Origin of the sequence: Sphingobacterium puteale, assembly GCF_003627955.1 — a bacterium.
GTDB lineage: Bacteria > Bacteroidota > Bacteroidia > Sphingobacteriales > Sphingobacteriaceae > Sphingobacterium > Sphingobacterium puteale.
Genome location: NZ_RBWS01000005.1, coordinates 93,396 through 119,780 on the forward strand (window position 1 = coordinate 93,396; position 26,385 = coordinate 119,780).

20 protein-coding genes are annotated in these 26,385 nt (G+C 39.2%); 5 read left to right on the forward strand and 15 right to left on the reverse strand.

Going from position 1 to position 26,385, the window contains the following annotated elements; genetic code table 11:
- Positions 1-254: 254 nt before the first annotated feature.
- Both D7322_RS06015 and D7322_RS06020 read right to left on the reverse strand, forming a co-directional pair.
- The gene (locus tag D7322_RS06015; protein ID WP_121122278.1) at positions 255-1,445 is read right to left on the reverse strand and encodes a FecR family protein; all 1,191 of its coding nucleotides are present in this window, start codon (positions 1,443-1,445) and stop codon (positions 255-257) included.
- 110 nt (positions 1,446-1,555) lie between these two features.
- Complete coding sequence (locus D7322_RS06020; protein WP_147430299.1) at positions 1,556-2,164, reverse strand: RNA polymerase sigma factor; 609 nt, start codon at positions 2,162-2,164, stop codon at positions 1,556-1,558.
- Positions 2,165-2,430: 266 nt separating this feature from the next.
- Here D7322_RS06020 and D7322_RS06025 point away from each other — a divergent pair, with 266 nt between their 5' ends.
- A complete protein-coding gene (locus D7322_RS06025) occupies positions 2,431-3,126 on the forward strand; it encodes a hypothetical protein (RefSeq protein ID WP_121122282.1) in 696 nt (231 codons plus the stop codon).
- 164 nt (positions 3,127-3,290) lie between these two features.
- On the opposite strand, the gene D7322_RS06030 is transcribed toward D7322_RS06025, so the two are convergent.
- The 5 genes from D7322_RS06030 to D7322_RS06050 all read right to left on the reverse strand — a co-directional run bounded on the left by D7322_RS06030 (position 3,291) and on the right by D7322_RS06050 (position 12,096).
- Positions 3,291-4,565 (reverse strand): BACON domain-containing protein, encoded by a 1,275-nt coding sequence (locus D7322_RS06030; RefSeq protein ID WP_245971263.1) that lies wholly within the window; start codon positions 4,563-4,565, stop codon positions 3,291-3,293.
- A gap of 13 nt (positions 4,566-4,578) precedes the next feature.
- Positions 4,579-5,472: a DUF1735 domain-containing protein gene (locus tag D7322_RS06035; RefSeq protein WP_121122286.1), complete on the reverse strand. Its 894-nt coding sequence runs from the start codon at positions 5,470-5,472 to the stop codon at positions 4,579-4,581.
- A gap of 78 nt (positions 5,473-5,550) precedes the next feature.
- Positions 5,551-7,599, reverse strand: a complete 2,049-nt coding sequence (locus D7322_RS06040) for a RagB/SusD family nutrient uptake outer membrane protein (protein ID WP_121122758.1) — start codon at positions 7,597-7,599, stop codon at positions 5,551-5,553.
- Positions 7,600-7,622: 23 nt separating this feature from the next.
- Positions 7,623-10,754, reverse strand: a complete 3,132-nt coding sequence (locus D7322_RS06045; protein WP_121122288.1) for a SusC/RagA family TonB-linked outer membrane protein — start codon at positions 10,752-10,754, stop codon at positions 7,623-7,625.
- A 19-nt stretch (positions 10,755-10,773) separates the two neighbouring features.
- The gene (locus D7322_RS06050) at positions 10,774-12,096 is read right to left on the reverse strand and encodes an IPT/TIG domain-containing protein (RefSeq protein ID WP_121122290.1); all 1,323 of its coding nucleotides are present in this window, start codon (positions 12,094-12,096) and stop codon (positions 10,774-10,776) included.
- Positions 12,097-13,211: 1,115 nt separating this feature from the next.
- On the opposite strand from D7322_RS06050, the gene D7322_RS06055 reads away from it, so the two are divergent.
- Positions 13,212-14,411: a hypothetical protein gene (locus D7322_RS06055; RefSeq protein WP_121122292.1), complete on the forward strand. Its 1,200-nt coding sequence runs from the start codon at positions 13,212-13,214 to the stop codon at positions 14,409-14,411.
- Positions 14,412-14,447: 36 nt separating this feature from the next.
- Here the strand turns inward: D7322_RS06055 and D7322_RS06060 are convergent, their stop codons facing one another.
- From D7322_RS06060 to D7322_RS06070, 3 genes are all read right to left on the reverse strand, one after another.
- Positions 14,448-14,879: a hypothetical protein gene (locus D7322_RS06060; protein ID WP_121122294.1), complete on the reverse strand. Its 432-nt coding sequence runs from the start codon at positions 14,877-14,879 to the stop codon at positions 14,448-14,450.
- Positions 14,880-14,988: 109 nt separating this feature from the next.
- Positions 14,989-16,368: a T9SS C-terminal target domain-containing protein gene (locus tag D7322_RS06065; RefSeq protein WP_121122296.1), complete on the reverse strand. Its 1,380-nt coding sequence runs from the start codon at positions 16,366-16,368 to the stop codon at positions 14,989-14,991.
- Between the two features lie 67 nt (positions 16,369-16,435).
- Complete coding sequence (locus tag D7322_RS06070) at positions 16,436-19,309, reverse strand: TonB-dependent receptor (protein WP_121122299.1); 2,874 nt, start codon at positions 19,307-19,309, stop codon at positions 16,436-16,438.
- A gap of 405 nt (positions 19,310-19,714) precedes the next feature.
- On the opposite strand from D7322_RS06070, the gene D7322_RS06075 reads away from it, so the two are divergent.
- From D7322_RS06075 to D7322_RS06085, 3 genes are all read left to right on the forward strand, one after another.
- Positions 19,715-20,356 carry an ABC transporter ATP-binding protein gene (locus D7322_RS06075; RefSeq protein ID WP_121122301.1) on the forward strand — a complete coding sequence of 214 codons (642 nt, stop codon included), beginning with the start codon at positions 19,715-19,717 and terminating at the stop codon, positions 20,354-20,356.
- Between the two features lie 46 nt (positions 20,357-20,402).
- The gene (locus D7322_RS06080; protein WP_121122303.1) at positions 20,403-21,809 is read left to right on the forward strand and encodes an ABC transporter permease; all 1,407 of its coding nucleotides are present in this window, start codon (positions 20,403-20,405) and stop codon (positions 21,807-21,809) included.
- Positions 21,810-22,011: 202 nt separating this feature from the next.
- Positions 22,012-22,488, forward strand: coding sequence for a hypothetical protein (locus tag D7322_RS06085; protein WP_121122305.1), 477 nt, complete (start codon positions 22,012-22,014; stop codon positions 22,486-22,488).
- A 78-nt stretch (positions 22,489-22,566) separates the two neighbouring features.
- On the opposite strand, the gene D7322_RS06090 is transcribed toward D7322_RS06085, so the two are convergent.
- The 5 genes from D7322_RS06090 to D7322_RS06110 form a co-directional block, all read right to left on the reverse strand.
- Positions 22,567-23,280, reverse strand: coding sequence for a 16S rRNA (uracil(1498)-N(3))-methyltransferase (locus tag D7322_RS06090; RefSeq protein WP_121122307.1), 714 nt, complete (start codon positions 23,278-23,280; stop codon positions 22,567-22,569).
- A gap of 19 nt (positions 23,281-23,299) precedes the next feature.
- Positions 23,300-24,613, reverse strand: coding sequence for a hemolysin family protein (locus D7322_RS06095; RefSeq protein WP_121122309.1), 1,314 nt, complete (start codon positions 24,611-24,613; stop codon positions 23,300-23,302).
- Positions 24,614-24,621: 8 nt separating this feature from the next.
- Positions 24,622-25,164, reverse strand: a complete 543-nt coding sequence (locus D7322_RS06100) for an inorganic diphosphatase (protein WP_121122311.1) — start codon at positions 25,162-25,164, stop codon at positions 24,622-24,624.
- An 8-nt stretch (positions 25,165-25,172) separates the two neighbouring features.
- The gene (locus D7322_RS06105; RefSeq protein WP_108635711.1) at positions 25,173-25,823 is read right to left on the reverse strand and encodes a DedA family protein; all 651 of its coding nucleotides are present in this window, start codon (positions 25,821-25,823) and stop codon (positions 25,173-25,175) included.
- 141 nt (positions 25,824-25,964) lie between these two features.
- Positions 25,965-26,381 carry an HIT family protein gene (locus D7322_RS06110; protein WP_108635710.1) on the reverse strand — a complete coding sequence of 139 codons (417 nt, stop codon included), beginning with the start codon at positions 26,379-26,381 and terminating at the stop codon, positions 25,965-25,967.
- Between the last annotated feature and the right edge of the window lie 4 nt (positions 26,382-26,385).

Here is a 26,385-nt window from a genome sequence, read left to right on the forward strand (position 1 = left end):
GTCCTCAGGCGATTGATATCCGATATATCGTTCGGAGAGGACAAATGAATACGGCAAAGCCACCTTGCAAAAGGAGCTTTTTTATCCGAATAGATTTGCATACTTTTGGTTAAGAGTTAGTTAATGAACACTATAAATTCTGTAGAGGCTAGCTCCAATTTTAGTCCCGATTGCCGTCGGGACTTTTTCTTTACTTTTCTGTAGATAAATCTTTTACATATTTTTTTTGTTTAGGTTATTTGACATAATTGTTGTTAGTTACTATTGCTGTTCGTTTGGGAAACGACCACTTTTCTTCCTTTTATTTTAAATTCCAATTGCTGCGAAGCGCCCAAAATATTCAGGACTTCCTGTATACTTTTCTTCTTCGGAATCATCGCGTCAAAAACACAGTTGCTATAATCCCCATTTTCAAAAGAGAATTCGATATCATACCAACGCGCTAGAACCTGCATAATTTCGGTGATATTATTATGATCAAAACAAAACATGCCCCCTTTCCATGACAGCAGGGTCTCCGGGTCCGGAATCCGACCAACTTTCAGTCCGCCTTGGCTTTCTTGCCATACTGACATTTGCCCAGGAAGTAGCTGTACTTGTTTTCCTCCGGCAATTACAGCAACACTGCCCTCAAGCAAGCCCGTTTGTACAGCATCATTTTCAGGATAAGCATTGATGTTAAAATGGGTACCCAGCACTTTGACCGTTTGCTGTCTGGCATGGACCAAAAAAGGTTTCGTTGGATTTTTGGCTACCTCAAAATAGACTTCGCCCGTGATGCTTACATCTCTTGTGTGCTGAGCAAAAATTGCGGGAAAGCTGATAGAAGATTCGGCGTTAAGCCAAACTTTGGTTCCATCTGAAAGTAAAACAGCGAACTGTCCACCTTTAGGAGTACTGAGGGTCCGTTCGCCCGACTTTTTATCCGTAGCAGGTAATCCCCGGGTATTGAATGTCATCATTCCGTTGGTATCGGCAAAAACATAGCTATTTTTTACCCCCGATCCAATACTGCTATCCAAGTTAATAATCCGGCCATCTTCCAATTCCAGAATCGCTTTATCCTGTCCAGGGGCAATAACTTCTTGTCGAGTGCTTGTAAAAATTCCGGCACCTTCTTGAATTCGCTCCAAAGCAATCCAAAAGCCAGCGATTATAACTACAGCAGCTGCAGCTGCCCAGCGGACGTACAATCTACGTAAGCGAACCTTCTCATTTCTGATACCATACTTCAATACCGAAGATACCCGATCTAGAATAGCATGCTGCTCCTCGGTTGTTTCCAAAGCTTCCTCCTCCTCAAGCTCCGCTAAAATCAATGCGCGCAATAAAGCGGAATCTTCTTCCAACTTGAAAAAATCCAGTAAATGCAAGAGTTCACCCTCAGAAGCTTTGCCTGTAAGATACTTGTTGAATAGTTCCTTTAGATTCGTTTTTTCTTTCAATTGATTAGGTCCTTTAATAGCTAATACGGACTGCTATTAAAAAGTACCTAATAGAAAGTTAACTTTTTTTTAATATGGAAGAATTGAGCTCATTGTAGTAACATCCATATTCAGTAACTGCGCCATAATATGGTAAAGGCAATTGCGATCCAATGCCCCAAAAAGGGGAATTCTTTTTTTAAAACAGCGTTTGCTTTTGTCAAGTGATTATTGATCGTTGATTTGCTGATCCCCATCAGCTCAGCTATTTCAGCATAGCTTTTGCCTTCCAATTTAAAAAGTACATATACTTGCCTACATTGTGGAGGCAGTTGATTGATCGATTGCATCAGACGTTCTTCGGTCTGTTTGAAGATAATATCTTCCTCCACATGTCCGTACAATTCCGAATAGCCCCGTACAAACTCATCTTTATACCGCTCATTGATGCTCAATTTCCGAAAGTGATCATACACAAGGTTCTGCGCAATAGCAAACAGATAGCCTTTAAAAGGTCTATCAATATCTATCTGTTCTCTTTTTTCCCAAATTCGGAAAAAGAGATCCTGTAAAATTTCCTCGGCGACATACTCACTTCCCAATAAACGGATCAGTCGACCCAATATCTTGGGGCTATAGATCTTATAAAGTGCATCGAAAGCATGATAGTCTCCTTTCTTCAAAAGCATTAAATGCTCCCGTTCTTCCATATCACAACTAAGACTATTTCTGCTTAACATCTGTATTTTTACATAGGTTCCAAATGGATGAAAGGAACATACTTGCAGCCATTTGGTTTTCAAACTTAGATAAATTTGCCTTTATATACAATATCTAATTACATCACAGACGAAACAATCGAACTATGGAATAAGGTACAATTATTCATGAGATGCTTCCTAGCGAACTATCGCATCTTCGATGGGTTGATATTTATCCTCATCTTTGTAGCGTAGCCTTAATAATGATCGTTATATTATTATCAAAATAATTAAAACCAAATTTTATGAAGCAAAGGATAACTTTATTTTACACCATTTTATTCAGTATTTTTCTATTTTCCGGATGCAAAAAAGAAGATAATTACGATGAGCTTTCTAGACTGGCGGATCTCAAAATTCAGGAAGCGGTAAAACTTACTGAAAATCTTTCTTGCAATGATCTGAAGGAATGCCGTATTGACACACTTTATTATACCTACGTACCCGTACATCCGAGCTTCGAGCAAACCTATAATAAATTACTTGCCGAGGCCGCAGATCTTAAAGAGAGAGCACAGAAAGTATATAAAGGACCAATTATTTACAACACGAGCGTAGCCCCTAATTATCTTCCACCCCATTTTGGGATACGTTGCATCGCCGGTAAACTGAAAGTCGCTTCGGCTAGAGATCTGGAATTATCCGAAATCAATCAACGATTGGCGGATCTGCTCCCCAAATTGCAGACATTTTTTGATGACATTCCCTGCAACGACCCAAGTAAATGGCACATTGCCACCTTTCGTAAAGACTGTGAATTTATCTCCATATTGTATACGGACAAAGAAAACTTTGCTGAGTTTGGAAATATGGCAGAACAATATAATCATTTGGACAATGCCAAAAGAATACTGGACAAAAGCTTAAATTGTAGTGAGACAAATGAAAAACCGGCTAAAGGTGTGATCTGTGAAAATGGCAAGCCTAAAGTAACGTATTAATTTCTCTTAAAAGATTATAGAGCCAGTTTTTGGGCTTGGACTTGTATAAAATAACAACATGCAAAAGCCGTCTAAGTTTGTGATAGCGGTTAAAAACTATTCGACGGAGGGCACAAACTAGCCCATGTAACTTTTCACAAAAAGGTATACATGGGCTAGTTTTATTATTTAGTTACTGTAACAACGATATCGTCGACAAAAATACGGTTAACGGTAGCTGGCCAATTACCAGCACGCTGATCAAAAGCGCCACCCAATAACCAAATTTGAGTCTCCGCAGTAGCTCCCGTAACAACAAAAGAATAGGTCGCCTCTGGAGCTTGCCATGCAGCTCTGCACGATTCTAAATTCGAATTAGGAGTTGCAACGTTCATCACATTAAATTGGCTCACACTGACCGTTCCTGGTCCTTTGACACCAACATTGAGTAGATGATGATCACCAGTGGCATATCGCACAGCTTTGAAGGTAACCAACAGATTTTTTGTACGCTGTACATTGGCCAGCTTCGGCGAAATTAGATCGCCGCCGTAGTTCGTACGTCCTAATTTAATAAAACCCGGTCGCGCATAAATCGATGCATAATTACCGCCACCTTCCGTCGTATTGATCGTACTGGTCCAGCCTTTGGCCAACTCTTCGGTACTCCATAAAGCAATCCTGGTTTCGCCTGACGTCGCATTAAAGATCTCGCTTCCATAAGTCAGCCAGTTAAAGTCCTCCTTAAGAACGACATCGCCCTCTACCTGCAATTTTACACCTTTCTGATATACAGCTAGCGGAGATGCCTGTTGCACGTCGTCTAAAAACAACAATAGATTTGCTGTACGCTCAATGTCGGTATTTTTATTTACTGTGATTGTTATTGGAGTATCGCCCTCACCTTCCATAGGAGCAACATTCACCCATTCAGATTCATCTTCCAAAGCGACTTTCCATTTCCCCGTAGCGCGGAGAATATACTGCCCAGTTATACCAGCTTCCAGAACTTCCAAACGGTTGGATATGCCATCTATTTTTAAATAGGGATCTTTCACCTGTCCTTGATCTGTGGTTCCTGCCTGCTCTACCTTCAGCACGTTATTTTGTAACTTTCCATCTAAAGTAAAAAACAAAGTCAGTTCACGCGCTTCGGGATCGGTATTTTTGTGAACGGTAACGGTAAATGTTCCATTTCCATTCCCCTCCATTGGATCTATTTTAACCCAGTTTTCTTTTCGGAGGGGCTCAACCTTCCATTTGCCAGTCGCCTGAACAGTGTAGGTTTCAGATACACCATTAGCCGCAGCGGCCAATTTTGATGGGTTATCTTTTAGTGCAAAATCACCATGTACCGCAAGATCGTCTTTACAGGATGTTAGTATCATTATCAAACTAAGACAAAAGACAACTATTGATTTTGGAAGCGTATCCAATTTGTAATAATTAATCGTATTCATGAATTCCATAATTTTATTTAGCCTGCATTTCAACACGTTCCTTCATAATTGTCGTCACATTGCCTATTGTATACTGATATGACAATAGAAACACGTTTGTGCGCATACCAAATGCTTCTTCCACTTTGAATTTATTCGGATACATGGGGTCATTGTCCAATTGTACGACCTGAATATCTTTGTAAGGCTTTATCTTTACGTTATTAAAATCATCTATCTCCAAGGTAAGACAGTTTTTCTCAATATTAGGTACTTTAGATATAAAGGTCTCATTGCCGGCGACCATCCGCACGCTATTGCTGGTTAATGGAAATAGCTGTTTATTCGCCGCTGTAGACAAACCATTGGCAAACCCCACCATTGAATACATGGTATTTTTGGCCTGTGATGCATATTCATTCTCTATGATAACCTGGTACAACATGGTGCTTTTCTTAGGATTGATTTCAACACCGGATGAGCCTGTCGCTTTCAGTCCAATAAAATAGGTAGAGTCCGGAGATAATCCATCTGGTCGCAATTTAACCATGGTACGGCCTGTTAGCTCACCTGCTTTGATCACAATCTTTTTGTCCATGATGTCATACTTCTCTTTGGGAAGTAATTTGGCATACAGATCTTCCGAATTATCATAAACAGCAAAATTGTATTTTACTAAAGGTTCTGAATCCTCTTCCAGTGCAATAACAAGATCTTTATCAGGCGCATGTGTACCTCCTGATGATGCCGCTACATAGCCAATTACCTCTTCTCCGGTCAAGCGAACCACTTCTTTAAACGTATTGTGATAATCAGAACTTATTAATGCTACCTCATTTTTATACATTTCCTTCTCGAATACTTCGTTGTCCTTACAGGCAACTAAAGCCATCGAAGATGTCAGTATAGCGATAAAACTTCGTTTCATAATTTAATATTTTAATGTCTTCCACAAACCAAAACGGTTATGGAAGACGGTTATATTTTCCTTTTCTAATGCTTAATCCTAATTATAGCCCGGATTCTGATCCAATGATGGTAATCTGCGCATTTCGGCACGAGGTATAGGCACCCAAATCAACTTTTTATCGACCTGCCTTGTCAGGAATGACGATGTACCTGGTGAAACTCGCTTGTAGAAAGATTCCCGATCCGCACCATCGGGGTTCATACCGCGAATAGGCTCACGTTCTGTTTCTTCGTACTTGCCCCAACGGCGTACATCGTAAAAGCGTCTGTTTTCCCATAGAAACTCCACCATACGCTCACGTTCTATTTGCTTCTGCACCTCTGCCTTGTTGGCAAGCTGCGCAGAGGACAATCCTGGTAAACCTGCACGATACCGAACAGAATTAAAAGAAGCTTTTATTTCACTTTCATCCCGGTTCGCGGTATAGGTTTTATCACCAAGCTGTACTGTATGGCTTCCAGTAAGGTTATTTAGTGCTTCAGCGTAGGATAACAATATTTCTGCATAACGGATAATAGGATATGCTTTGGGCATCATTCTGGCCCCCGTACCACTGATTGCATCAAATGGGTTTACCCATTTCTTAATAACATAACCAGTTAATGGATAGTTAGGTGAAGATGCCGAGACACCACCTCGACCATCAGGTTCCTGGTAAAAATATTTAGCCGTATGTGTATTCAACGTCGTACTCGACAAAGCCTGCCACACAGCACCGTTGAAACCTATCGATGCATAAAAACGCATTTCCCGGTTTGCATACATCTTAAATATCCCTGCATTCAGTGGGTAACCCGAAAAATTACGCGATTGAGCCGTAAATAAATCGTCAAAAGTGCCACCGGCAGGAAGATCAGCCACTGCCTCAAAATACGTATCGCCACGTGCTTCTTCTTTGGTACGTCCGTCATCCATCAGATAGGCATCTACAACTTTTTGTGTCACCGAGAAACGTCCCCATCCTCCTAAAGTTGGCGGAAATGCCCCCTGATTCAAATCCGTTCTAAAATATTCTGTATTACGCCCCCAAATGTATTCAGGATTGATTGAAGCGACAGCTTCACCGGTAAAGACATCAGAATATGATCTAAATGCATCAATACCACCCGCCCCATTCGGATAGCTTCCATAAAAGTTGGGGTCGGAAGTTACGCCAGCCGGAAGTGTGGGCGTTCTTTCGTCCGCTGGCACTGTATATAATTTATACCGGCCCATATCCATGACACGCTTAGCAGCGGCAGCGGCTACTGCCCAACGTTTTTCATCGTATTGTTGTGATACATAATGTGTACCATCGGTCTTGCGAATCCAGCTACCAAAATAGGATGCGGCAACCGGTCCGCCATTAAACAATGGACTGGCATGGATCAAGCGCAAACGGGCGATCAATGCAAATGCTGCTCCTTTTGTCGGTTTGCCAAAATCCAATAGACTAACATCAGTGGGAAGTTGTATTGCAGCCTTTTCAAATTCACCACAGATGTATTCCATAGCCTCATCATACGTTGCCCGGGGCCGGTCATAATACGCAATATCCTCATTGGTATTCACAACTTCATCTCCCAGCAAGATCGGTGGGCCAAAATCTATAATGAGGTTATAGTATGCGTAAGCTCTAATAAAACGTGTATATCCTTCGATACGGTTACGGTCTGCGTAGCTCATATCCCTTGGCACATCGAGGTTCTTTAAAACATTATTAGCTTTACGAATGATTTTGTAGTATTTTCCCCATTGATTAAGTCCACCGTAAAAATCAGGCGTAATATTTCCGGTTACAAAATCCATCCCGTAATAAATATTAGTAGTTCCAGTGCCTGTAAGGCCATTTATAGCTTCATCTGTCGCCATTGGCCCGGGCGTATAATTTGATCTGATCGTATTGGATTCATCAGGGAACAGTGCTGCCGCCCCCCACATATACGCTTCGATATAACGCGTATTTGTATAAGCTGAATCAATATTAAACTCATCATCAAAGTATTTATCAATATTTAGATAATCTTTACAGGATGCCACCATAAACAACAGTTGTATGGCTAAGACGAATTTGGTTATTCTCTTTATGATTACTGACGTTTTCATGTCCTTCATTTATTTCTATACTATTAAAAATTAATATAAGCCTGTAACGAGTAAGTCGTCGGAATTGGATATTTACGCCCTCCCCAGGCCGCTTGTTCGGGGTCAAAAATCTTAACATTATCCCAGATATAAAGGTTATTCCCAACAAATTGAAGATCCATAGATCTGACACCCAGTCTCTTTAAAAACTTAGGGCTTAGGGTATAATTCAAAGTAACCTCCTGTAAGCGCAAATAGCGGGCATCATCCATCCAAAACGAAGACAGCTGACTGTTGTTACTGTTGTTTCCGTATTGCAAACGGGGGAATTTAGCATTTGGATTTTCAGCTAAAGATAGATCAATACCATGCTGTAACGCATAGTCTCTTGGGATCCAACGGTTGGCAGGGTCATTAGCCAAGGTAATGACGTTACCATCTGTACCGCCAAAAAACGGCATATAACCCATACCGGTATTTTCAGTAACATCTTTATATGTCATTGGCTGCCCCACATAGAAAAAGGACGTCTTCCCTGTACCTTTGAATAACACTCCTAGAGATAGATTTTTGTAACGAAACTCTCCTCCGAAACCATACATGGTCAATGGATAGTTGCTATGGGTCAATGGAACTTTATCCAGCGTATTGATGATACCGTCACCATTTACATCTTTATATTTGATATCACCAGGTAATACCGTTCCAAAGCTTTGTGTCGGACTGTATTTGATATCGTCTTCGTCCTTAAATAATCCTAATGATTGATAACCACGAATAGAGCCGTAAGGATAGCCGTTAAACTCCAAGTAAGAATACTCCAGGTAAGCCTGTTCCCAATTTTGTACGACATTCTTTGAATAGGTAAAATTACCCCGCAAAGTAAGAGTCATATCGCTATTGAGTTTGGTGGTGTAGCTCAAATTACCATCAGCACCCGAGCTTTTCATACGCCCCACATTGGCGTAAGGATTGGATATTACACCCACATAATCCGGCACCTGAACCCGTGGCTGGAAGATACCGTTGCGCTGATCCTGGAAAAAATCAATCACAAAATCAATTTTGTTATTAAAGAGCTTTCCCTCTATTCCTAGATTGGACTTAATCGAGCGTTCCCATGCTAGGTTGTCCGCCCCGATACGCGTTTCAGAAATTGTTTCAATGCCACCAACACCCCAAACACCGCTATTGTAAATATCCGCTTTCGTCAGATAAGGGAAACGGACAGCATTTAAAATCCGGTCATTACCTACGGTACCATAAGATGCCCTGATTTTGAAATAGTCTAACCAAGGTGCTGCATCTTTCACAAATTGGTAACTTGAAGGTACCCATCCCACTGCCACCGATGGGAAGAACCCATACTGACGGCCGGGCTGAAAGTTTTCAGAACCTGTATATCCAAAATTGGCGTCCAATAAGTATGTATCCTTATAACCATAGGTAAACCTACTGGAAACCCCTTGATAACGAACAGGTATTGCGGTCATATTACTGGTTGCATCATCGGTATCTTTAGCATCGCTCAGGTAATAATAAACCAAAGCTGAGGTACGATGATCCTCACCAAATTTTTTCTCATAATTAAGTGTAGACTCAAAATGATATTTTCGGTACTGACTTACGGTCTTCAGATAGGAAGCCGGACTTTCCTGTACCTTTTGAACCATGATTAGCGAACCGTCTAAGTTTCGGCCGGTTGCCTCATACAATGCCGGTTGCATCCATCTACGTTCGGCAAAATAACTCTGAATGTCATAAGCACCCTGACCACGAATTTTCAGACCTTCCAGGAGACTACTTAAGTCTTGATCAAGCGCCACGGTTACCTTACCTTTATAGTTTTGATTATTATAGTTACCCGTACGATTGATCATCACATAAGGTGATGAACGTTGGCCTGCTCCTAAACCAGGCAATAAGCCATTGGAATATTGAAGCGGAATGGAAATTGGCGTAAGTGTCGATTGTGTTTTCCAGATCGCATCCGTATTCCCATAACCCGGTTCTTTTTTAACCGATAAAAATCCATCTGAACCCAAAAACACCTTAGTCGTTTTTGTCAGGTTGATATCAAGGTTAAGCCGATAATTGTAAGTATTGTAACCAACATTAGAACTGTAAATACTATTCTTATCAACTTTGTAGGCCGCTGTTTCGCTATTACCGCCCAAACTCAGGAAATATCGTGCAACCTCAGAACCTCCACGTCCCGAAGCATAGTAGCTTTGACGCCAGAAACTTCGGTTTAGAATCTCGTCTTGCCAGCTGACATCAGGATACATATCTGGATCTAGATGTTGTTGTATAATACCTAATTCAGTATCATTAAACAAGGGCTCGCTCCCCCGCACTACGGAAGCTTCATTAGCCAATAGGGCATAATCATAAGCACGTAGGTATTTCGGTAAACGATTCAGTCTGGATAAGGTCGTATTTGCACGCCCTGTGATCTGTATCCGATCTACGGTACCACGTTTAGTGGTCACCAATACCACTCCGTTTGCACCCCGCACACCATATACTGCTGTTGCTGAAGCATCTTTCAGAATGGAGAAGCTCTCCACGTCTGCAGGGTCTATGGTATTTAAATCGCCTTCAAGCCCATCAATAAGCACTAAGGCTTTCGCGTTGGCACCAAATGTACCTATACCACGCACCCAAAAATCAGAGATATTTGATCCCGGTTCACCCGAAGTCTGCATGGATATAATGCCTGCTGCACGACCGCCCAGCATATTCGCGATAGAAGGCGCGGGACTTTGTAACTGTTTTACATCAACTGTTGTAATGGCACCTACAGAACTAATTTTCCGTTGTTTTGCGCCCAAACCAACTACGACGACCTCATCAATATTCGTACTCTTATTGAGCATTTTTATTTCCAGATTGTTGGTCGATTCTACCACCAAATGCTCGGCAACATCATAGCCAACACTGGTAAATACCAACCAGTCTCCATACACAGCTTTAATAGTAAACTTTCCCTTTTCATCTGTAGAAGTTGCTCCTGTCGGTTTATCCTTGACGTAGATTGACACTTTAGATATAGGTTGCCCCTTGCTATCAACGACAGTTCCGGCAATCGCTAACTGTTCTTCTGCTTGTTGTGCAAGTGCAGGTGATAGCCAGAGGCACAGCGGCAGGATGCACAAAAAATAAAAAATCTTCATAATATAATAAGTAGGTTAATTATTCGATAACTAATTTACGGATACGCGCATTGTTCCAATCGGCGATATAGATATCACCCTGATCATTCACCGCAACTCCCCAAGGTTGGTTGAACTGCGATTCTACAGGCCCACCGTCTTTATAACCAGCTTTAGTCGGTTGTCCCGCAACAGTAGAAACAATTCCATCAGCCGATAACATGCGGATACAATGGTTACCGTAATCGGCAATAAACATATTTCCGGTCTTATCAAATTTGATATCTTTTGGATAATTGAATACAGCATCTTTGACGGGGCCATCACGAAATCCCGACCCACCCGGTGCATTGATACGTTTGAAGCCTTCGTTGATATGGTCAGGACGTAGGTCTAATACAGAAATGCCCTGTGCAAACGTGTTCGGGCTAGCGTTTGAGTGCAACGTAATATACAATTCCCAAGGTTTTGCAGGATTAATAGCCTGTCCATATTGTGAACCATAAGGCCCTTTGTGCACGATCGTCGCAGCATATGTCACCGGATCTATTTTAGCGATATGACCATCACGAAAGCGTGTATATAAATGTCCATCGTAGGGGCAAAAAGTCACAAAGTTGGCATAACGGTCGGCCTGAACGATCTTCGCATAATCCGCAGCTGAGAACTGTGCATTCCGCTGGCGAATGGTCCAAGCTTCCCTTGGATCAAAGGAAAAAAACACTTCGGCAACCGACTCATGTGAAACCGTCATAATACCAGTCACCCGATCTACCGTCACTCCATTGGCATAAGGGTTCGGTGATGATGCCGCTGAATATAAAGGGGTAACAATATTTTCCTTTTCGTTGATACGCGCTATCCCAAATGACCCACCATCACGCCAGGTCATAAACAGGTTGCCTTGCGCGTCCATATCTAGGTATTTACCGTAGACATGTGCTTGATCAAGGGTACCCGTCAAAAAGTTTTTATCCCCCGTACCGGTTACAGTACTAACTTGTGCCTGGATATGATAGGTAAATGATTTATCATAAACCAATGAATCTTTACCGATGACAACCGAGATTTTGGGATCATCGCCAGGGAGGCGTGGTACAATGGCATAAATGCGTTCTCCGCTCGAGGATACTACGGCGGCCCGTGCATTATTAAAATACACTTTGATCTTATTTGGATCGGATCCAAAATTTTGACCATCTAATAAGATTTTATCCTTAGCCCCGCCTTCTGCAGGATAGAAAGAAGAAAGCACGACCGGTTTATTGGGATCATGCTCGCTCTGTTTTGTCGCAACATCTTCCTTACAGGAAGAAGAAAACAGCAACATTAACAAAGAAAATGTTAATTGACTACATTTCATAATAACTTCGGTTAAGTAAATCTACAATTGGTTCTAAAAGTTAGATCGAATATAATTTAGAAAAACAAACAAAACAAATATTTACAAAATCAAAATTGAAACATAATAAAGTTATTTTAATAAAATATGAAAGCATTAGAAATATATAACATAAGCTATCACAGGTAATAAGACCTTCGATTAGAACGCTGCAAAACTAACAACAAGCCCACACAAACCGTCATTCAGCTAGTTATTAAATCATTAAGATTGTTTTAATTTAATGCTAAGAGTGTATTTTGAACAGAAAGAAAATTAACAAATCAAATAAAACAAAAATGTTACAAAAAACAACAAAATGAAACCTTCATATTGTAACATCTTGTTAGCAATAATTTTGCACAGGAAAACAGATTTAAAAAACAAACAAAGAAAATAGTGCTGTATTTGGGATACAACCAACTAGTTATTTTCCTTTAGTAATTACCTGCCGTAATACCGTATTTCAGGTATAGTTTTCCTACTGTTGGCCTACATTTGGTTTACTGGGATAGGAGAATAGTAGGCCAACAGTAGGTCAGTGGTACGTCAGTGTGCAAATAAGATCAGGAAAAATAGCAACGAACATAGGAAGTTAGTGCGATTAGCATTATCTAAAATTGTTCATCCTATTTTCGGAACTCATTCGGGAATGCTTCGCCCCTTCTTCGCCGATCACCTTACTTTTCTCCACTCAACACCTACTCTTTCCCTACTGATTATGTAGGCAATATGTAGAGAATGAGTAGAGAATCTATATGGGCATTCCGAAGACGGTACGGACAAAAGGCGAAGAAATACTGTACAAATACCGAAGCAAACACCAAAAAATAGTGCTTAAAAGCCCAATTTTTTGGTATCCCACTTCCCTAACTTTGATTTGATAACATTCCAAAAATCAGGAAAATGAAAAGGCATATAGCTTCATACAACCATTGTTCAGGGCGAGCATACTCGATTTATGAGCAGTACATGGTATGTATTATTTAAAGGTTTCCAACCATTGCAATCCCAAAAACATTTTTCAATAATCGCTATAAAAAGCAACTATAATTTGTTAAATTTATATTACACTAATGTTATTAAATTGTTAAGAATTGAACATCAAAGGATACTATATTGCGTTTTTGACCATTTTATGCTGGTTAACCTACAGTCCACAACTTGTTAGCGCTCAAAAGCATGTGTTCGATTTCTATGATGGGAAAGTTTGCATTAACGTATCACCATCATTCAATATTCCATTCAATGACAGTTTAACAGGATCTCTCGTACAGGAGTTCTACCAAACTGCTGATCAGACAGACTATCGTGATCTGGTAAATAGTTTGCTAGAATACAAAGATAAACAGCATCTCAACGACTGGGTATATTATCAGCTCGTGCGTCGAACAGCGCAACAGATAGCGCCAAAAACGGAAAATTACGCACGTTACACATTATACAAATGGTTTCTAATGTGTAAATCTGGATATGATGCACGTTTGGCGGTAGGAAACAATCAGATTATCTTTTTTATCCAAAATAATGAGGATATTTCTGATATTCCTTTCTTTGAAATTGATGGTAAAAAATATACCTGCTTAAATTTCCATGACTATGGAAAGCTATTTCAAAGAGCAGATGCCTATATACCCGTAAAGATTAAAGTACCGGAAGCCACCAACGATTTCAGCTATAAAATCACCAAGCTTCCAGATTTTATACCTGCAAACTATATTGAAAAACAGATAGCATTCAATGATGGTCATAAGGCTTATCATTTTAATGTTAAACTGAACAATGATATTAGCGATCTTTTTAAAAACTATCCTGGAGTTGATTTCGAAACCTATTTTAATATTCCATTGAGCAAGGAAACTTATCAATCGCTTATTCCAGCATTGAAAGAAAATTTAAAGGGCAAGAACGAAAAACAAGGTGTTGATTATTTAATGCGATTTACACGTTATGCTTTTTTGTACGAAAACGATGAAGAGAATTTTGGCACAGAGAAACGTTTATCTGCGGAACAGACTTTGTTAAATAAATATAGTGACTGCGATGATCGTGCAGCGCTGTTCTTTTATCTCGTTAAGGAGATCTACAATCTACCAATGATCACTCTCCTCTACCCTACGCATATCACAATGGCCGTCCAATTTGAACATCCTATTGGTGACGCAGTTTTGTACAATGGCAAATACTATTCGATATGTGAGCCTACTCCACAAGCCCAAAGTTTAGCTATCGGTCAATTGTCCGATAAACTCAAGAATCAATCGTATCAGATCGTTTATCATTATGAACCTAGGTAAAATTTCCGGCAAAAAATAGCCACTTAGCTGTAGTTATTACATCTTATTAATAAAGTCTAATAGATCAGTATATCGACCATCTGTACGGTATGCTGCAATGGTTACCGTATTTTCTCTGCCTTCGGATTTAATTGTGATCACATAATCAAGTCCATCCGCACAACGTGCGCATTCATTAATTTTAACATCCATTAATTTATAAGTATTGATATAGCTGGACAGCTGTTTTAATGTGGCCTCACTTGTTTTATAAACTTTATCTTTTTTTGATCCTGATAGACCATCTTTAGGATATTTAATTTCAGTCTTATTTTGATCAATGCTGATGTTCACCCCATCACCCCAGCCAGAAATTCCCTTTATTTCCATTTTTAGTCCGGAATCTTCAGGATTAACTTTGTCATCAGACTTTTTACAGCCCAAAAACAGAAATATGCTTAACGCAAATAAATAGATTGTCTTTGTCATAATTCTAAAGTTTATACATTTTGATTATATAACGATATATTAGAATTTGATGCTACAAAAAAATCCTGCTTTCAGCAGGATTTTCTATTTTACTAAACTATAAATTATTCTAGTATTTATTGTTTTTAGGATCCCAACTAGCCCAGCCTTTTGTCCAGTCTGTTGTAGTCCCCATTGCTCCAATAAACGTCTCTTTTGTTAAAGAAGCTAGATCTCCCTCATATTTCGCTTTTCCCAAAGCTGGTGAATCAGCTTTCAATAAAAGGTTCGGAGCTGCAATGGTTGTATTTGTAAGTCCAGCTGCAGCTAGATTAGCAACTGTAAAATCACCAAATCCATTTAAATAACCCGTTAAGTCAGCTACTGATGCAAACGATGTAACATCTTTTAAAACATAGTTTGCTTTATTACCAAATACCATATTATTTGAGAGAATTGAGCGACCTGCTTTCAATTCAGCAGCAGGGAAGTCCGAGTTAAACTCAATTCCAGCTGTTTTACCATCTACTATAATTGAATTTGCTAGAACCATACGGCTGTTTAGCCCAAAATGTACAGTAGCTCCGTGTTTATCAACATCGGTCCCCACTCCAGGCCCAATAAAAGTAAAGTTAGATAAGACTGGTCTAGAGTACATATTATTTGCCACAGCAGCCTTATTTTCTAGCTCAATTCCACGTGAAGTACCAGCTCCGTCAGAAATCATTGGATCTTTTATAGAAATTCCGTACTGGATTGTTCCGGTATAACCTTGGTCAAAATCGAAATCGTCATCAGTACCTCTATAAGCTATTAAATGAGATGCATTTACTGTCCCCCCGAAAAATTCGAAAGCATCATCCCCCCCATAAGAGACTTGAATATGGTGAATTTTAGTTTCAGAACCAACTGCACATAATGTTAATCCATTGATTTCTTTATCTGTTTGAATTGGGTTTCCAGCAAATTCGATACGTGCATAAGTTAACTCTCCAGAATTATCATTTAAAACCGGATTTGTTCCACCTCCGTACGTTGCAACCGTAGCACCTAATACACCACTTTCATATTGAGAAGTACCATCAGCAGAATTCACCTTAGATTTACCACAAATAATTATTCCTGACCAATCTCCCACGTTTCTATTTCCAGATGTTTGATCTGATGTAAAAACAATAGGATTTGTTGCTGTACCATTTGCTTTTAATTTGCCTCCTTTTTCAACAATCAGCGCAGCCTTCGTTGCTTTCTCTCCTTTTATGATAGTACCTGCTGGTATTTCCAAAGTTCCCCCATCCATTACCTGCACATAACCTCTTAACAAGTATGTTTTGGAAGCACTTAAAACTTTATTGCTCGTAATTTTCCCTTCAATTACCTCTACATCTCCACTTCCAGGGTTAGGATTAGGGTCAACTGGGCTTGGATCTGACTTACTGCAGCTTGCAATACTCATAGAAGTCGCTACTAAAGCTAACGCAAACCATTTTGAACTCATGTTTAATTTCATAATTTGTTTTTTTTTCAAAGCTACAAGCCAAGTGTAACCTTAATGTTAACTAATATTTATTTAATCTTTAAAATCTATAACCGAATGAGAGAGACACGTTTCTACCATATTGAATAGAATTTATTAAACGATCTCCCGCCTCATTGTACCTACCACTTTTATCTACGTCCTGATAGAAAATTGATTTGCTATCCAATAGATTGCCAATATTTAGCTTTAGTTCTGCTTTCTTAGAAATAATTCTTTTAGAGAGTTGAAAGTCCAAAACACTCCTTGGGGCCTCGAAAATGTCAGGGTACTCACTTATAAAGTTTGCATTTTCATAACGCCCAAAACCTACTATATCGATTCTTCGACCGATACGATTAAAGAAAAGATTCGCATCAAAAAGACGGTCAGATGAATATTGAAGACCAAAATTCAATAAGAACGGTGATTGCCCATACAATGACCTTTTGTTCTCCATCGTTGGTTGTGAACCTTCAAAATTCACCTCAGACTTCATAATTGCTGCATTTGTACTAAAAACCAAATTTTTGAAGAACTCTGTATCTGGATCAATAAATCCAAAGTCATGACGTATTTCAATTTCCCCACCTAGTATATATGCTTTTGGAGCATTGGTGAAAGACATTAACTTACTGGCAGGTGAAGATCCTGAGATAATATTTGATTCAATCGGATCTTTCAAATCTTTATAGAATGCCGAAACTGAGATCAATTTTCCAAGACTTGGATAAAATTCATAACGCAAATCAAAATTTGAGATTCTAGTTCTCTTAACATCAGGATTTCCTTTTTTTGTAATACCAGTCACAAAGTCATAAAAGGAAAAAGATGCCAATTCACGAAATTGCGCTCGCGCCAAGGTATTTGAAAAGCTAAATCGTAAATTAGTCTTTGGATTTAGTTCATATGTCAAGTTAAGTGATGGCAAAAAATCATTATATGTATTGTTTACATTATTTTCTTCACTGGAATTTAGGTTACCAGTTAACAATTTTTCCTTATAATTTTCGTAACGAACGCCTAAACTAGCTTTCAACTTTTCTGTAACTTTTCCAGAAAGCATGGCAAATGCAGCATTTAGATCCCCTGTACCTTCATAATAATTATCGGGATTAGTAATATCTTCCAAAACTAAAGTTTTATTTGAGATATTATCTGGAGCAAAAATTTTATCTAATGGCATCGCTAATAAATTCTTCTGATCAGCCGTACTTTCACTTAAATCTCTATATGCCAAAACTCGAGCATCAACCGTACGCTTTTTATTTTGTTTTAAAATTCCCGTTTTAAATGTTTGTTCCTGACCTAACAGCTTTGTTGATATAGACCAATTTACTGCCCCACCATAAATATTCTCATTCAAAGTGCTATAAAACCGTCCTGCTCCTGATGGAGAAGGGATTGTACCCACACTAGCAGAATATGGACTATTCGGATCACTACCTTCTTTTTTCGAATAAATTGTCCTTCGTAAATCTGGCTGATCCACATTGACATTACTATAAGAAAGATTCCAAGAAAGTTTGGATTGCTTATCGTTATTAAGTAAATACTCGCCATCGAAAACAGAATTAAACATTCTTTTTTGAACCGTTTCGAGTAAGGTTACTTTCCTCATCTCTTTTGTTCCGTCATCAAACCATCCTTCTCGTTGAGTATAGGATTGCTCTAAACCTTGATTAAAGATATTTTTAAAGGATAGCTTAAGATCGTCTTTGATATATGATATGTTACCCAATGCTCCTATATTAGAATTGAAGCGATAGTATGTATCATTATAACTAAAGATTTTGAGATCTTTACCTTGATCAAGAGTATTAAAGTCATTTCTTACTTCTGGTGAAATTGTTTCAGAATTGCGGTAAGATAAGGATCCAATAATACCTAATTTTCCCGCATTACTAAGTAGATAAGAATTCCCAAACGTAATCTGTGCATTTTGAGCTGGTAATACTTTTCCTAGTTTTTCAGTTACCCAAGTATTTTTAAATTGTTTACTATAATTTACTTTATCACTAAGATTTAAATTGGAGTAGTCTTGAAAAGAGCCTGGAAAGCTATTGGGTAATTTATTGTCAGGATTTAATGTCGCAAAATAATTACCAGCTGATCTTTTATTTCCATAGAAATCTTTAAAAGTACTTAAAGAATTATAGCCAAGACCGACTGACACTTCAAAGGATTTTCGATCTGGAAAGTCCTTTGTCTTTACATTTATCGCCCCTCCTGTCAAATCCCCAGGTAGATCTGCGCTTGCCGTTTTACTGATAACAATATTATCGATCAATGACGAAGGAATAATATCGAATGAAAATGCTTTACGATCGGATTCCGTACTTGGTAACGGACTATTATTTAGCAATGCTGAATTATAACGATCACTTAGTCCGCGGATAATAATGAATTTATTATCCTGAACACTTGCACCACTGACACGCTTTAACACTTCTCCCGTATTTTTATCTGGGGTTTTCTTAATCACTTCGGCTGAAATACCATCAGAAATAGAAATGCTATTCTTCTGCTGCGCATACAATGCACCTATTGATTCTTTTTTAAATGTACCCGTGATCACAACCTGATCCAACACTTTTCCCTCGGAATTGTCAAGAACCACATCTAAATTCGTTACATCCTTATCTTTAATCTCTACATCAGTAATTTGCTTTGTCGCAAACCCCAAGTAGCTAAATTCTAAGGTATACTTTCCTGCGGGTACAGCCGGAATATTGTAATTACCTGTTACATCCGAACTTCCTACACGTGAAGTACCAAGAACCTTTACCGTCACCCCCGCGATGGTCTCTCCTGTCTTGACATTTGTAACTTTACCTGCAATCTTCCCACTCCCCTGTGCATAAACTGTTGTTGACGCAGCTACGACGAACGTAATGGCAGCAGCGATTCTTTTAAGTTGTAATTGTGGTTCCAATTTATTTTGTTTTTTGTTTCTGCAAAGCTATTGCCATAATATTATATTAACATTAACAAGGAATTACCATTACGTAAACCACTTGTTAATTTAATGTTACTCATTAGGGTTTTGTGTTTATATTTTGGTCAAAAACACATCTAAACTGCATTTTGAGCGGAGATTTTATAATTTCTATCGAATTATATTAAAGCAGTGTAATAAAATTATTAAGTCAAAAAGTTATTAACATATAATAGCTATTTCCACGTTTTTGGTATAGTTCCTCTTATTCTATAGCTTATCACAAGAAAAGTACTCCCCTATTTATGGAACAAAATGCCAAGAATGATCTTATTATTGCAATATAATTGCATATACAAAGCAATTTCTCTAAGTTTGAATATATTTTCAATTTTTGAGCATATGAGCAACCCGATCGTATCTACTGAACAGCTAACATTCCAATATACGAATGCAAAAAGCATCGCATTTCCTGATATCCATATTGAGAAAGGGCAACACACGCTATTATTGGGCGATTCAGGTACAGGAAAGACAACCTTGCTGAATATGTTGGGGGGGTTATCCAGACCGAAAACTGGTCATGTTAAAATTAATGATCAAGATCTTTCGCTATTATCAAATAGCAAAATAGATAAGTTCAGATCGCAATATATTGGGTTTATCTTCCAGGAAGCTCACCTTCTCAAAAATTTAACTTTGCTAGAAAATATCAAATTAGCACAATCGCTCGCCGGAAAAAAAGTCAATGTAGATGAGATTCATCAGGTATTGAAACAATTGCAGTTGGAGGACAAAACTGGTGCCTATCCAAATGAATTAAGTCGTGGCCAACTGCAACGCGCCGCTATTGCGCGTAGTGTGATCAATAAGCCGGCGCTGCTCATTGCGGATGAACCCACAGCAGCCTTAGATGACACCAATACAAATCGCGTGTTGGAGCTTCTTATGGATATCGCAGACACTGCCGGCTCGACCTTGTTGATCACCACGCATGATAAACGGATTAAAGATCAGTTTTCAAAAATGTATCTCTTAAAATAATGGCGCACGCCAAATATTCATCACCCTTTTAGATTCAAAATTTGCTATGAACACGATACAGTTGGTTTGGAAAAATTTAAGTAGACAATTCGGTTCTGTCTTTTTGAGCATTTTACTGACAGCTTTTGGAATCTCCATACTGGCTGTACTCTCGATTACAGGTGAAACATTCGAAAAGCAGCTCGACAACAACAGTAAGAACATTGACCTGGTCGTCGGAGCCAAAGGTAGTCCTCTTCAATTGATCCTATCCAGCGTATATCATATTGACAACCCAACGGGAAATATACCTTTGAACGAACTCGAGCCACTGCGTCAGAACCCGCTTGTACAATTAGCGGTTCCCTTGTCATTGGGTGATAACTTTAAGGGACATCGAATTGTCGGTACGGACTCTTCTTTTCTAGCCATCTATGGTACCAAAATAAATAACGGCCGCATCTGGAAAAAAAACTTTGAGGTCGTTATCGGTGAACAGGTAGCTAAAAAAAACAACTTGAAAATAGGTGACCAGATCAACAGCTCACATGGACTGAGCAAGGATGGCCATAGTCATGACGAACATCCTTTTACTATTGTGGGTATTCTAAAGCAAAACAACAACGTAACTGACAACCTCATATTGACCAACCTCGAAAGCGTCTGGGATGTTCATGGTATCGCCCATGATCATGCCGATCACGAAACAGCAGCTCAAAAAGAAAAACGTGAACGGGAAGAAGACCGCGAAGAAACGGTTAAAGCACACCTGCACCACCATGGCGAGGATTTGCCGGAAAATTCTACTGCTCAAGTAGCAACCAATGAAAAGGAGCATCATGATCATGACCATGAAGGACATGCTGATCATGAACACGAAGAGGAAGGTGTATTTGTTAAATCCATCGGCGCGGATATGGTGAAACAGAATGGTCTTGAAATAACGGCTATTTTAATAAAATACCAGTCACCGGCAGCCATCGGTATATTGCCCAAAATGATCGACCAACAAACTGATATGCAAGCGGCTTCTCCGGCAATGGAAAGTACGCGTCTGTTTTCACTCCTAGGTGCAGGAATAGATTCTTTGGCTATCCTTGCTTATGTCATCATGCTCATTGCTGGCCTGAGTGTATTTATTAACCTCTACAATGCGTTGAAACAACGTAAGTATGATCTGGCCATTATGCGTACACTCGGTGCGTCTAAAGGAAAGTTATTCAACATTGTTCTGTTGGAAGGTCTGATCATAACGATCGTTGGTGGACTGGTGGGACTTTTATTCGCACATCTGGCTTTATACTATATCAGTAACCAAACGAGCCAGAGCGCTGACTTTATCGAAGCTTTTAGGCTACATCCAAAAGAATTGGTATTTTTGCTTGTTGCTTGCCTCATCGGCGTGCTCGCAGCGCTGATTCCCGCTGTGAAAGCGTACAGGACAAGTATCGCTGGTACTTTATCAAACAAATAGGACGAAAACAAATAGGACGACTGGGTATTGGTGTTAAAAAACGTAAGAATAGCAGATACAAGATAAATTCTGGATGTGCATCGGCAAAATCTCAGTACGCAATACAATATACTCAATACTAAAACAGATGAAACCATTATGATTTATTCATCATACAGAATAAATCTGATCGCTTCATCGCAACTACAAAAAAATTAAACAGATGAAAAAAATTATCACGGCATTTGCCTTCATATTCTTCAGCATTATACAGGTACATGCACAGATCGGTAGCAATCCCGATGTGCCTGATCATACACCCATGATGAACAAAACATGGGATGCCATTGATAAGATGGCTTATAAAGTGACTTATAATGGCGCAAAAAAAGTATATACCCCATTTTATCCCAAAGAACTCAAAGCACTGGAAAACAAAGTGGTTGAACTCCCAGGTTATATGGTTCCGCTGCACAGTGGACGCAATCACAAGAATTTTATGATGTCTGTCTTACCTGTCATGCAATGTCAGTTTTGTGGTTCCAATGGAATACCACCTATGGTAGAAGTAACTTTAAAAGGGGGAGCTATAAAATTTTCCGAAGACCCTATCAAGCTCAAAGGAAAAATGGTTTTTACAAAAGATCCGCTGAAAGGAAATTCTGAGATTCAGATCGTCGACGCTGAACTGATAAAGTAATAGAAAAAGTATCTTCAATGTTGAATCTGATCTACTCCAGATTAGATTCACATTGAATCACTAAGAAAATAGTATAAATTATCTATTGAGTAGTGAGGTTTCAAGACAGGCTGCCAAAGCCGCTGTCTCTGTCCGTAAACGGGCTTCCCCAAGCGATACTGGATGAAAGCCGGCTGCTAAGGCCATATCGATCTCCTCTGCTGAAAAATCTCCTTCCGGACCTATCAAAATGATATAATGTTGTCCAGCTTCAAATACTTCGTTCAAATACTTCTTATCCGAATCAACACAGTGTGCTATTGCTTTTTGAGCACCTTCCTTTGGAAGATCTTTTAAAAACTGTTTAAAGGGTGTTGCAGGATTCAGTTTTGGCAGATACGCTTTCAAAGACTGTTTCATGGCTGATACAATAACTTTATTCAAGCGGTCCAACTTCACCTCCTTACGCTCGGAATGCTCACAGATAATAGGCGTAATTTCCTGAATTCCCACTTCGGTAGCTTTTTCCAAAAACCACTCGATACGATCGATGTTCTTAGTGGGCCCAACAGCAATATGCAAATGATAATTTGGTTTTTGGTAGTTCTCCGTAATGTCCAAAATCGCTAATACGGTACGTTTTGGATGTGGGTCCATAATTTCAGCTTCGTACAGGCCGCCGCGACCGTCTATTAAATTTAACCGGTCTCCAGCATTCATGCGAAGCACACGCACAGCATGCTTACTTTCTTCCTCACTAAGGATAAAATTCTGTAAAGAAGGATTTAATTCCGGTGTAAAAAATAATTGCATGTACTGCTTCCTTATAATCCTATTCTTCTATATCATCATCAGCTGACTCAACCAGTTCTAACTTGACAAACTCGATGTTCTGTTGTGCTTTGCGGATAATTGTAAATACGTATCCATATTCTTCTTTCCGCTCGCCTACTTCAGGAATTTTATCAAAGATTTCACTGACCAATCCCGCCATTGTATCGTAATCCTGACTTTCGGGTAATTCTATCGGAAGAAACTCATTCACATCATGAATACTAGCCCCTGCATCTACCATATATTCTGTTTCAGATATACGTTCTACAACTGGGGTTTCCTCATCGTACTCATCTTGGATCTCTCCTACCAATTCCTCCACAATATCCTCCAGGGTAGCCATCCCTGCTGTCCCTCCAAATTCATCCAGTACAATGGCCAGTTGCAGGCGTCGCTGCTGAAACTCGGCCATCAGATCATTGATCTTTTTGGTCTCAGGGATAAAATAGGGCTTGCGCATAATATTTCTCATCACCACCTCTTTGCCTTTGGCCAATAGCGGAAGGATATCCTTGGTATGCACAATACCAACAATCTGATCAATGTTATCTTCGTAGATCGGAAGACGTGAATAGCCTTCCTCCGTCATAGTCTCAATCAATTCCGAAGCGTCCGCTGTTATTTCGACCGCGACAATTTTCGTCCTCGGCACCATAATATTCTTGACGATACGTTCATTAAAATCAAAAACATTTTTAATTAACTCATGTTCAGAAATATCCAATGCGCCGGATTCTTTTCCTTTATCCAAGAGGTATTGTAATTCTTCCGAAGAGTGGGCAGATTCACCTTTAGTCACCTCAAATCCTAAAATTTTAAGCAGAAAATTAGCAAAACCGTTTAGGATCCATATAAAAGGTCTAAAGATAAAGTAGAAAAATTGCAGGGGAACCGCAATCTTCATCGTTGTTGCAACGGGTTTTTGAATCGCAATTGACTTGGGAGCCAGCTCGCCAAAGACAATATGCAGTACGGTAATAATTGTAAATGCCAGCACATGTCCTGCGTTGGTCGCTATCGTACCGGTCAATTCAACACCAAAGAAACCTAAAGCCCCCTGCACAATCTGGGTCATTACAGCCTCTCCTACCCAACCTAAGGCCAGTGAAGAAAGTGTAATACCCAATTGTGTAGCGGCCAAATAACCATCCAAATGCTCCGTTATACTTTTGGCTATTGTAGCAACTTTACTACCTGTTTTTGCCTGAACTTCAATTTGGGAGATTCGGACTTTGACAATAGCAAACTCGGCCGCAACGAAAAAGCCGTTGGCCAGTACTAAAAACAATGTCCAAAAAATATCGAGCGCCATGCTGGGGGTTATTTGTTAACAAATTCTGTTTTGTACAACTCAATAGCCTCTATCAAGATTCTTTGTGCTTCTTCACGTCCTTTCACCCCTTCAACGATAACTTGTTTCTTTTCTAAAGCTTTGTAACTTTCAAAGAATTGTACAATTTCCTTCATTGTATGCGGCGGCAATTGATCAATGTCTTTAATGTAGTTGAATATAGGATCATTTTTGGCAACAGCAATGATTTTATCATCTTGCTCTCCGCCATCAACCATATTCATGACACCGATAACCTGTGCTTCTACCAATGTTAAAGGTAAAATATCAACCGAACAAATTACCAAAATATCCAAAGGATCTTTGTCATCGCAATAAGTCTGTGGAATGAAACCATAATTGGCTGGATAGACGACAGAGGAACTCATTACTCTGTCCAAAAGCAACAAACCTGTTTCTTTGTCTAATTCGTACTTTCCTTTGGATCCGTTTGTAATCTCAATGATAGCATTTACGGCATTTGGCACATTCTCACCTGGAGAAACCATGTGCCAAGGGTTTTGTTTACTCATTTTTTATTTTACTGTATATTTTGTTTGTTTCTTTTGTCTTTTATTCGCTTTTTGAGCAAAGTTATTGCAATAGGCAAAAATGCGATCACAATCATCCCAACCACAACGTATTCCACATAATGGATAATCCAAGGAAACTCTATCCCTAGGAAATAACCGGAAAGTGTTAATACCAAGACCCAAATTAAAGCTCCACTGATATTATATAAAACGAATTTTTTGAAGTCTAATTTTACAACACCGGCAAAGATCGGAGCAAAAGTACGAACTATTGGAACAAATCTACCTATAATTAATGCGGTTCCCCCATATTTATGGTAAAATTCTTCCGCCATCACCACATATTTCCGTTTAAAGATAAAACTATCCTTTCGCTTGAATAACATGGGGCCGGCTCGATAACCGAACCAATAACCTGTAAAATTGCCCAGTATTCCTGCTCCCAATAAGCCCAGACAAAGCGTATAAATGCTCACATCGATCTTATTGAGCGCGCAAAATAGTCCTGCTAAAAACAATAAATAATCGCCCGGTAGAAAAAAACCAAAAAACAGACCTGTTTCGGCAAATACGATTAATATAACTAAATAAAACCCGCCTGAACTCAGGAGCTCTTCGGGGTTCATTAGTTGTTGAAATGACAACAAAAGTTCATGCATAACTTTCAGTAAAAATCAATGTTGTTTTCTCCATTTTAGAATCAAAATCTACTTTTTTCCCCTGTACAATTTTAAAACAACAAAGTACAAATATAGTATTCTTCTAAAAAACGAAAGTAAATCAAGTGTAATATAATCTTGTTATTGATTTTGTGCAGTTATGCTGATAATAGACTCACGGATTGTTTCAGCGATCTGATGTAGTTCATCTTCGCCTAAACTCAACTTAGGCCCAGCAAAATTTAGGTCACTTATTTTATTGATCGGAACAAGATGAATATGCGCATGCGCAACTTCCAATCCCACAACAGCCACGCCAACTTTAACACACGGTATTACTTTTTTTATCCCCTGCGCAACGATTTTTGCAAATACCCAAAGCGCCATGTACTCATCATCTTCAATATCGAAAATGTAATCTGTTTCTTTCTTAGGTATCACCAAAACATGACCTTTCGCCAAAGGACTGATATCCAAAAAAGCCAGAAAATCATTACTCTCCGCAACTTTGTAAGCTGGAATCTCTCCAGCGACGATTTTTGAAAAAATTGTTGACATATTA

What these genes read in the sequence shown, in the direction of transcription:
- D7322_RS06020 (WP_147430299.1), bottom strand. Translation starts at nt 2,164, where the DNA reads ATGTTAAGCAGAAATAGTCTTAGTTGTGATATGGAAGAACGGGAGCAT.
- D7322_RS06025 (WP_121122282.1), top strand. Translation starts at nt 2,431, where the DNA reads ATGAAGCAAAGGATAACTTTATTTTACACCATTTTATTCAGTATTTTT.
- D7322_RS06030 (WP_245971263.1), bottom strand. Translation starts at nt 4,565, where the DNA reads ATGAATACGATTAATTATTACAAATTGGATACGCTTCCAAAATCAATA.
- D7322_RS06035 (WP_121122286.1), bottom strand. Translation starts at nt 5,472, where the DNA reads ATGAAACGAAGTTTTATCGCTATACTGACATCTTCGATGGCTTTAGTT.
- D7322_RS06040 (WP_121122758.1), bottom strand. Translation starts at nt 7,599, where the DNA reads ATGAAAACGTCAGTAATCATAAAGAGAATAACCAAATTCGTCTTAGCC.
- D7322_RS06045 (WP_121122288.1), bottom strand. Translation starts at nt 10,754, where the DNA reads ATGAAGATTTTTTATTTTTTGTGCATCCTGCCGCTGTGCCTCTGGCTA.
- D7322_RS06050 (WP_121122290.1), bottom strand. Translation starts at nt 12,096, where the DNA reads ATGAAATGTAGTCAATTAACATTTTCTTTGTTAATGTTGCTGTTTTCT.
- D7322_RS06060 (WP_121122294.1), bottom strand. Translation starts at nt 14,879, where the DNA reads ATGACAAAGACAATCTATTTATTTGCGTTAAGCATATTTCTGTTTTTG.
- D7322_RS06065 (WP_121122296.1), bottom strand. Translation starts at nt 16,368, where the DNA reads ATGAAATTAAACATGAGTTCAAAATGGTTTGCGTTAGCTTTAGTAGCG.
- D7322_RS06075 (WP_121122301.1), top strand. Translation starts at nt 19,715, where the DNA reads ATGAGCAACCCGATCGTATCTACTGAACAGCTAACATTCCAATATACG.
- D7322_RS06080 (WP_121122303.1), top strand. Translation starts at nt 20,403, where the DNA reads ATGAACACGATACAGTTGGTTTGGAAAAATTTAAGTAGACAATTCGGT.
- D7322_RS06085 (WP_121122305.1), top strand. Translation starts at nt 22,012, where the DNA reads ATGAAAAAAATTATCACGGCATTTGCCTTCATATTCTTCAGCATTATA.
- D7322_RS06090 (WP_121122307.1), bottom strand. Translation starts at nt 23,280, where the DNA reads ATGCAATTATTTTTTACACCGGAATTAAATCCTTCTTTACAGAATTTT.
- D7322_RS06095 (WP_121122309.1), bottom strand. Translation starts at nt 24,613, where the DNA reads ATGGCGCTCGATATTTTTTGGACATTGTTTTTAGTACTGGCCAACGGC.
- D7322_RS06100 (WP_121122311.1), bottom strand. Translation starts at nt 25,164, where the DNA reads ATGAGTAAACAAAACCCTTGGCACATGGTTTCTCCAGGTGAGAATGTG.
- D7322_RS06105 (WP_108635711.1), bottom strand. Translation starts at nt 25,823, where the DNA reads ATGCATGAACTTTTGTTGTCATTTCAACAACTAATGAACCCCGAAGAG.
- D7322_RS06110 (WP_108635710.1), bottom strand. Translation starts at nt 26,381, where the DNA reads ATGTCAACAATTTTTTCAAAAATCGTCGCTGGAGAGATTCCAGCTTAC.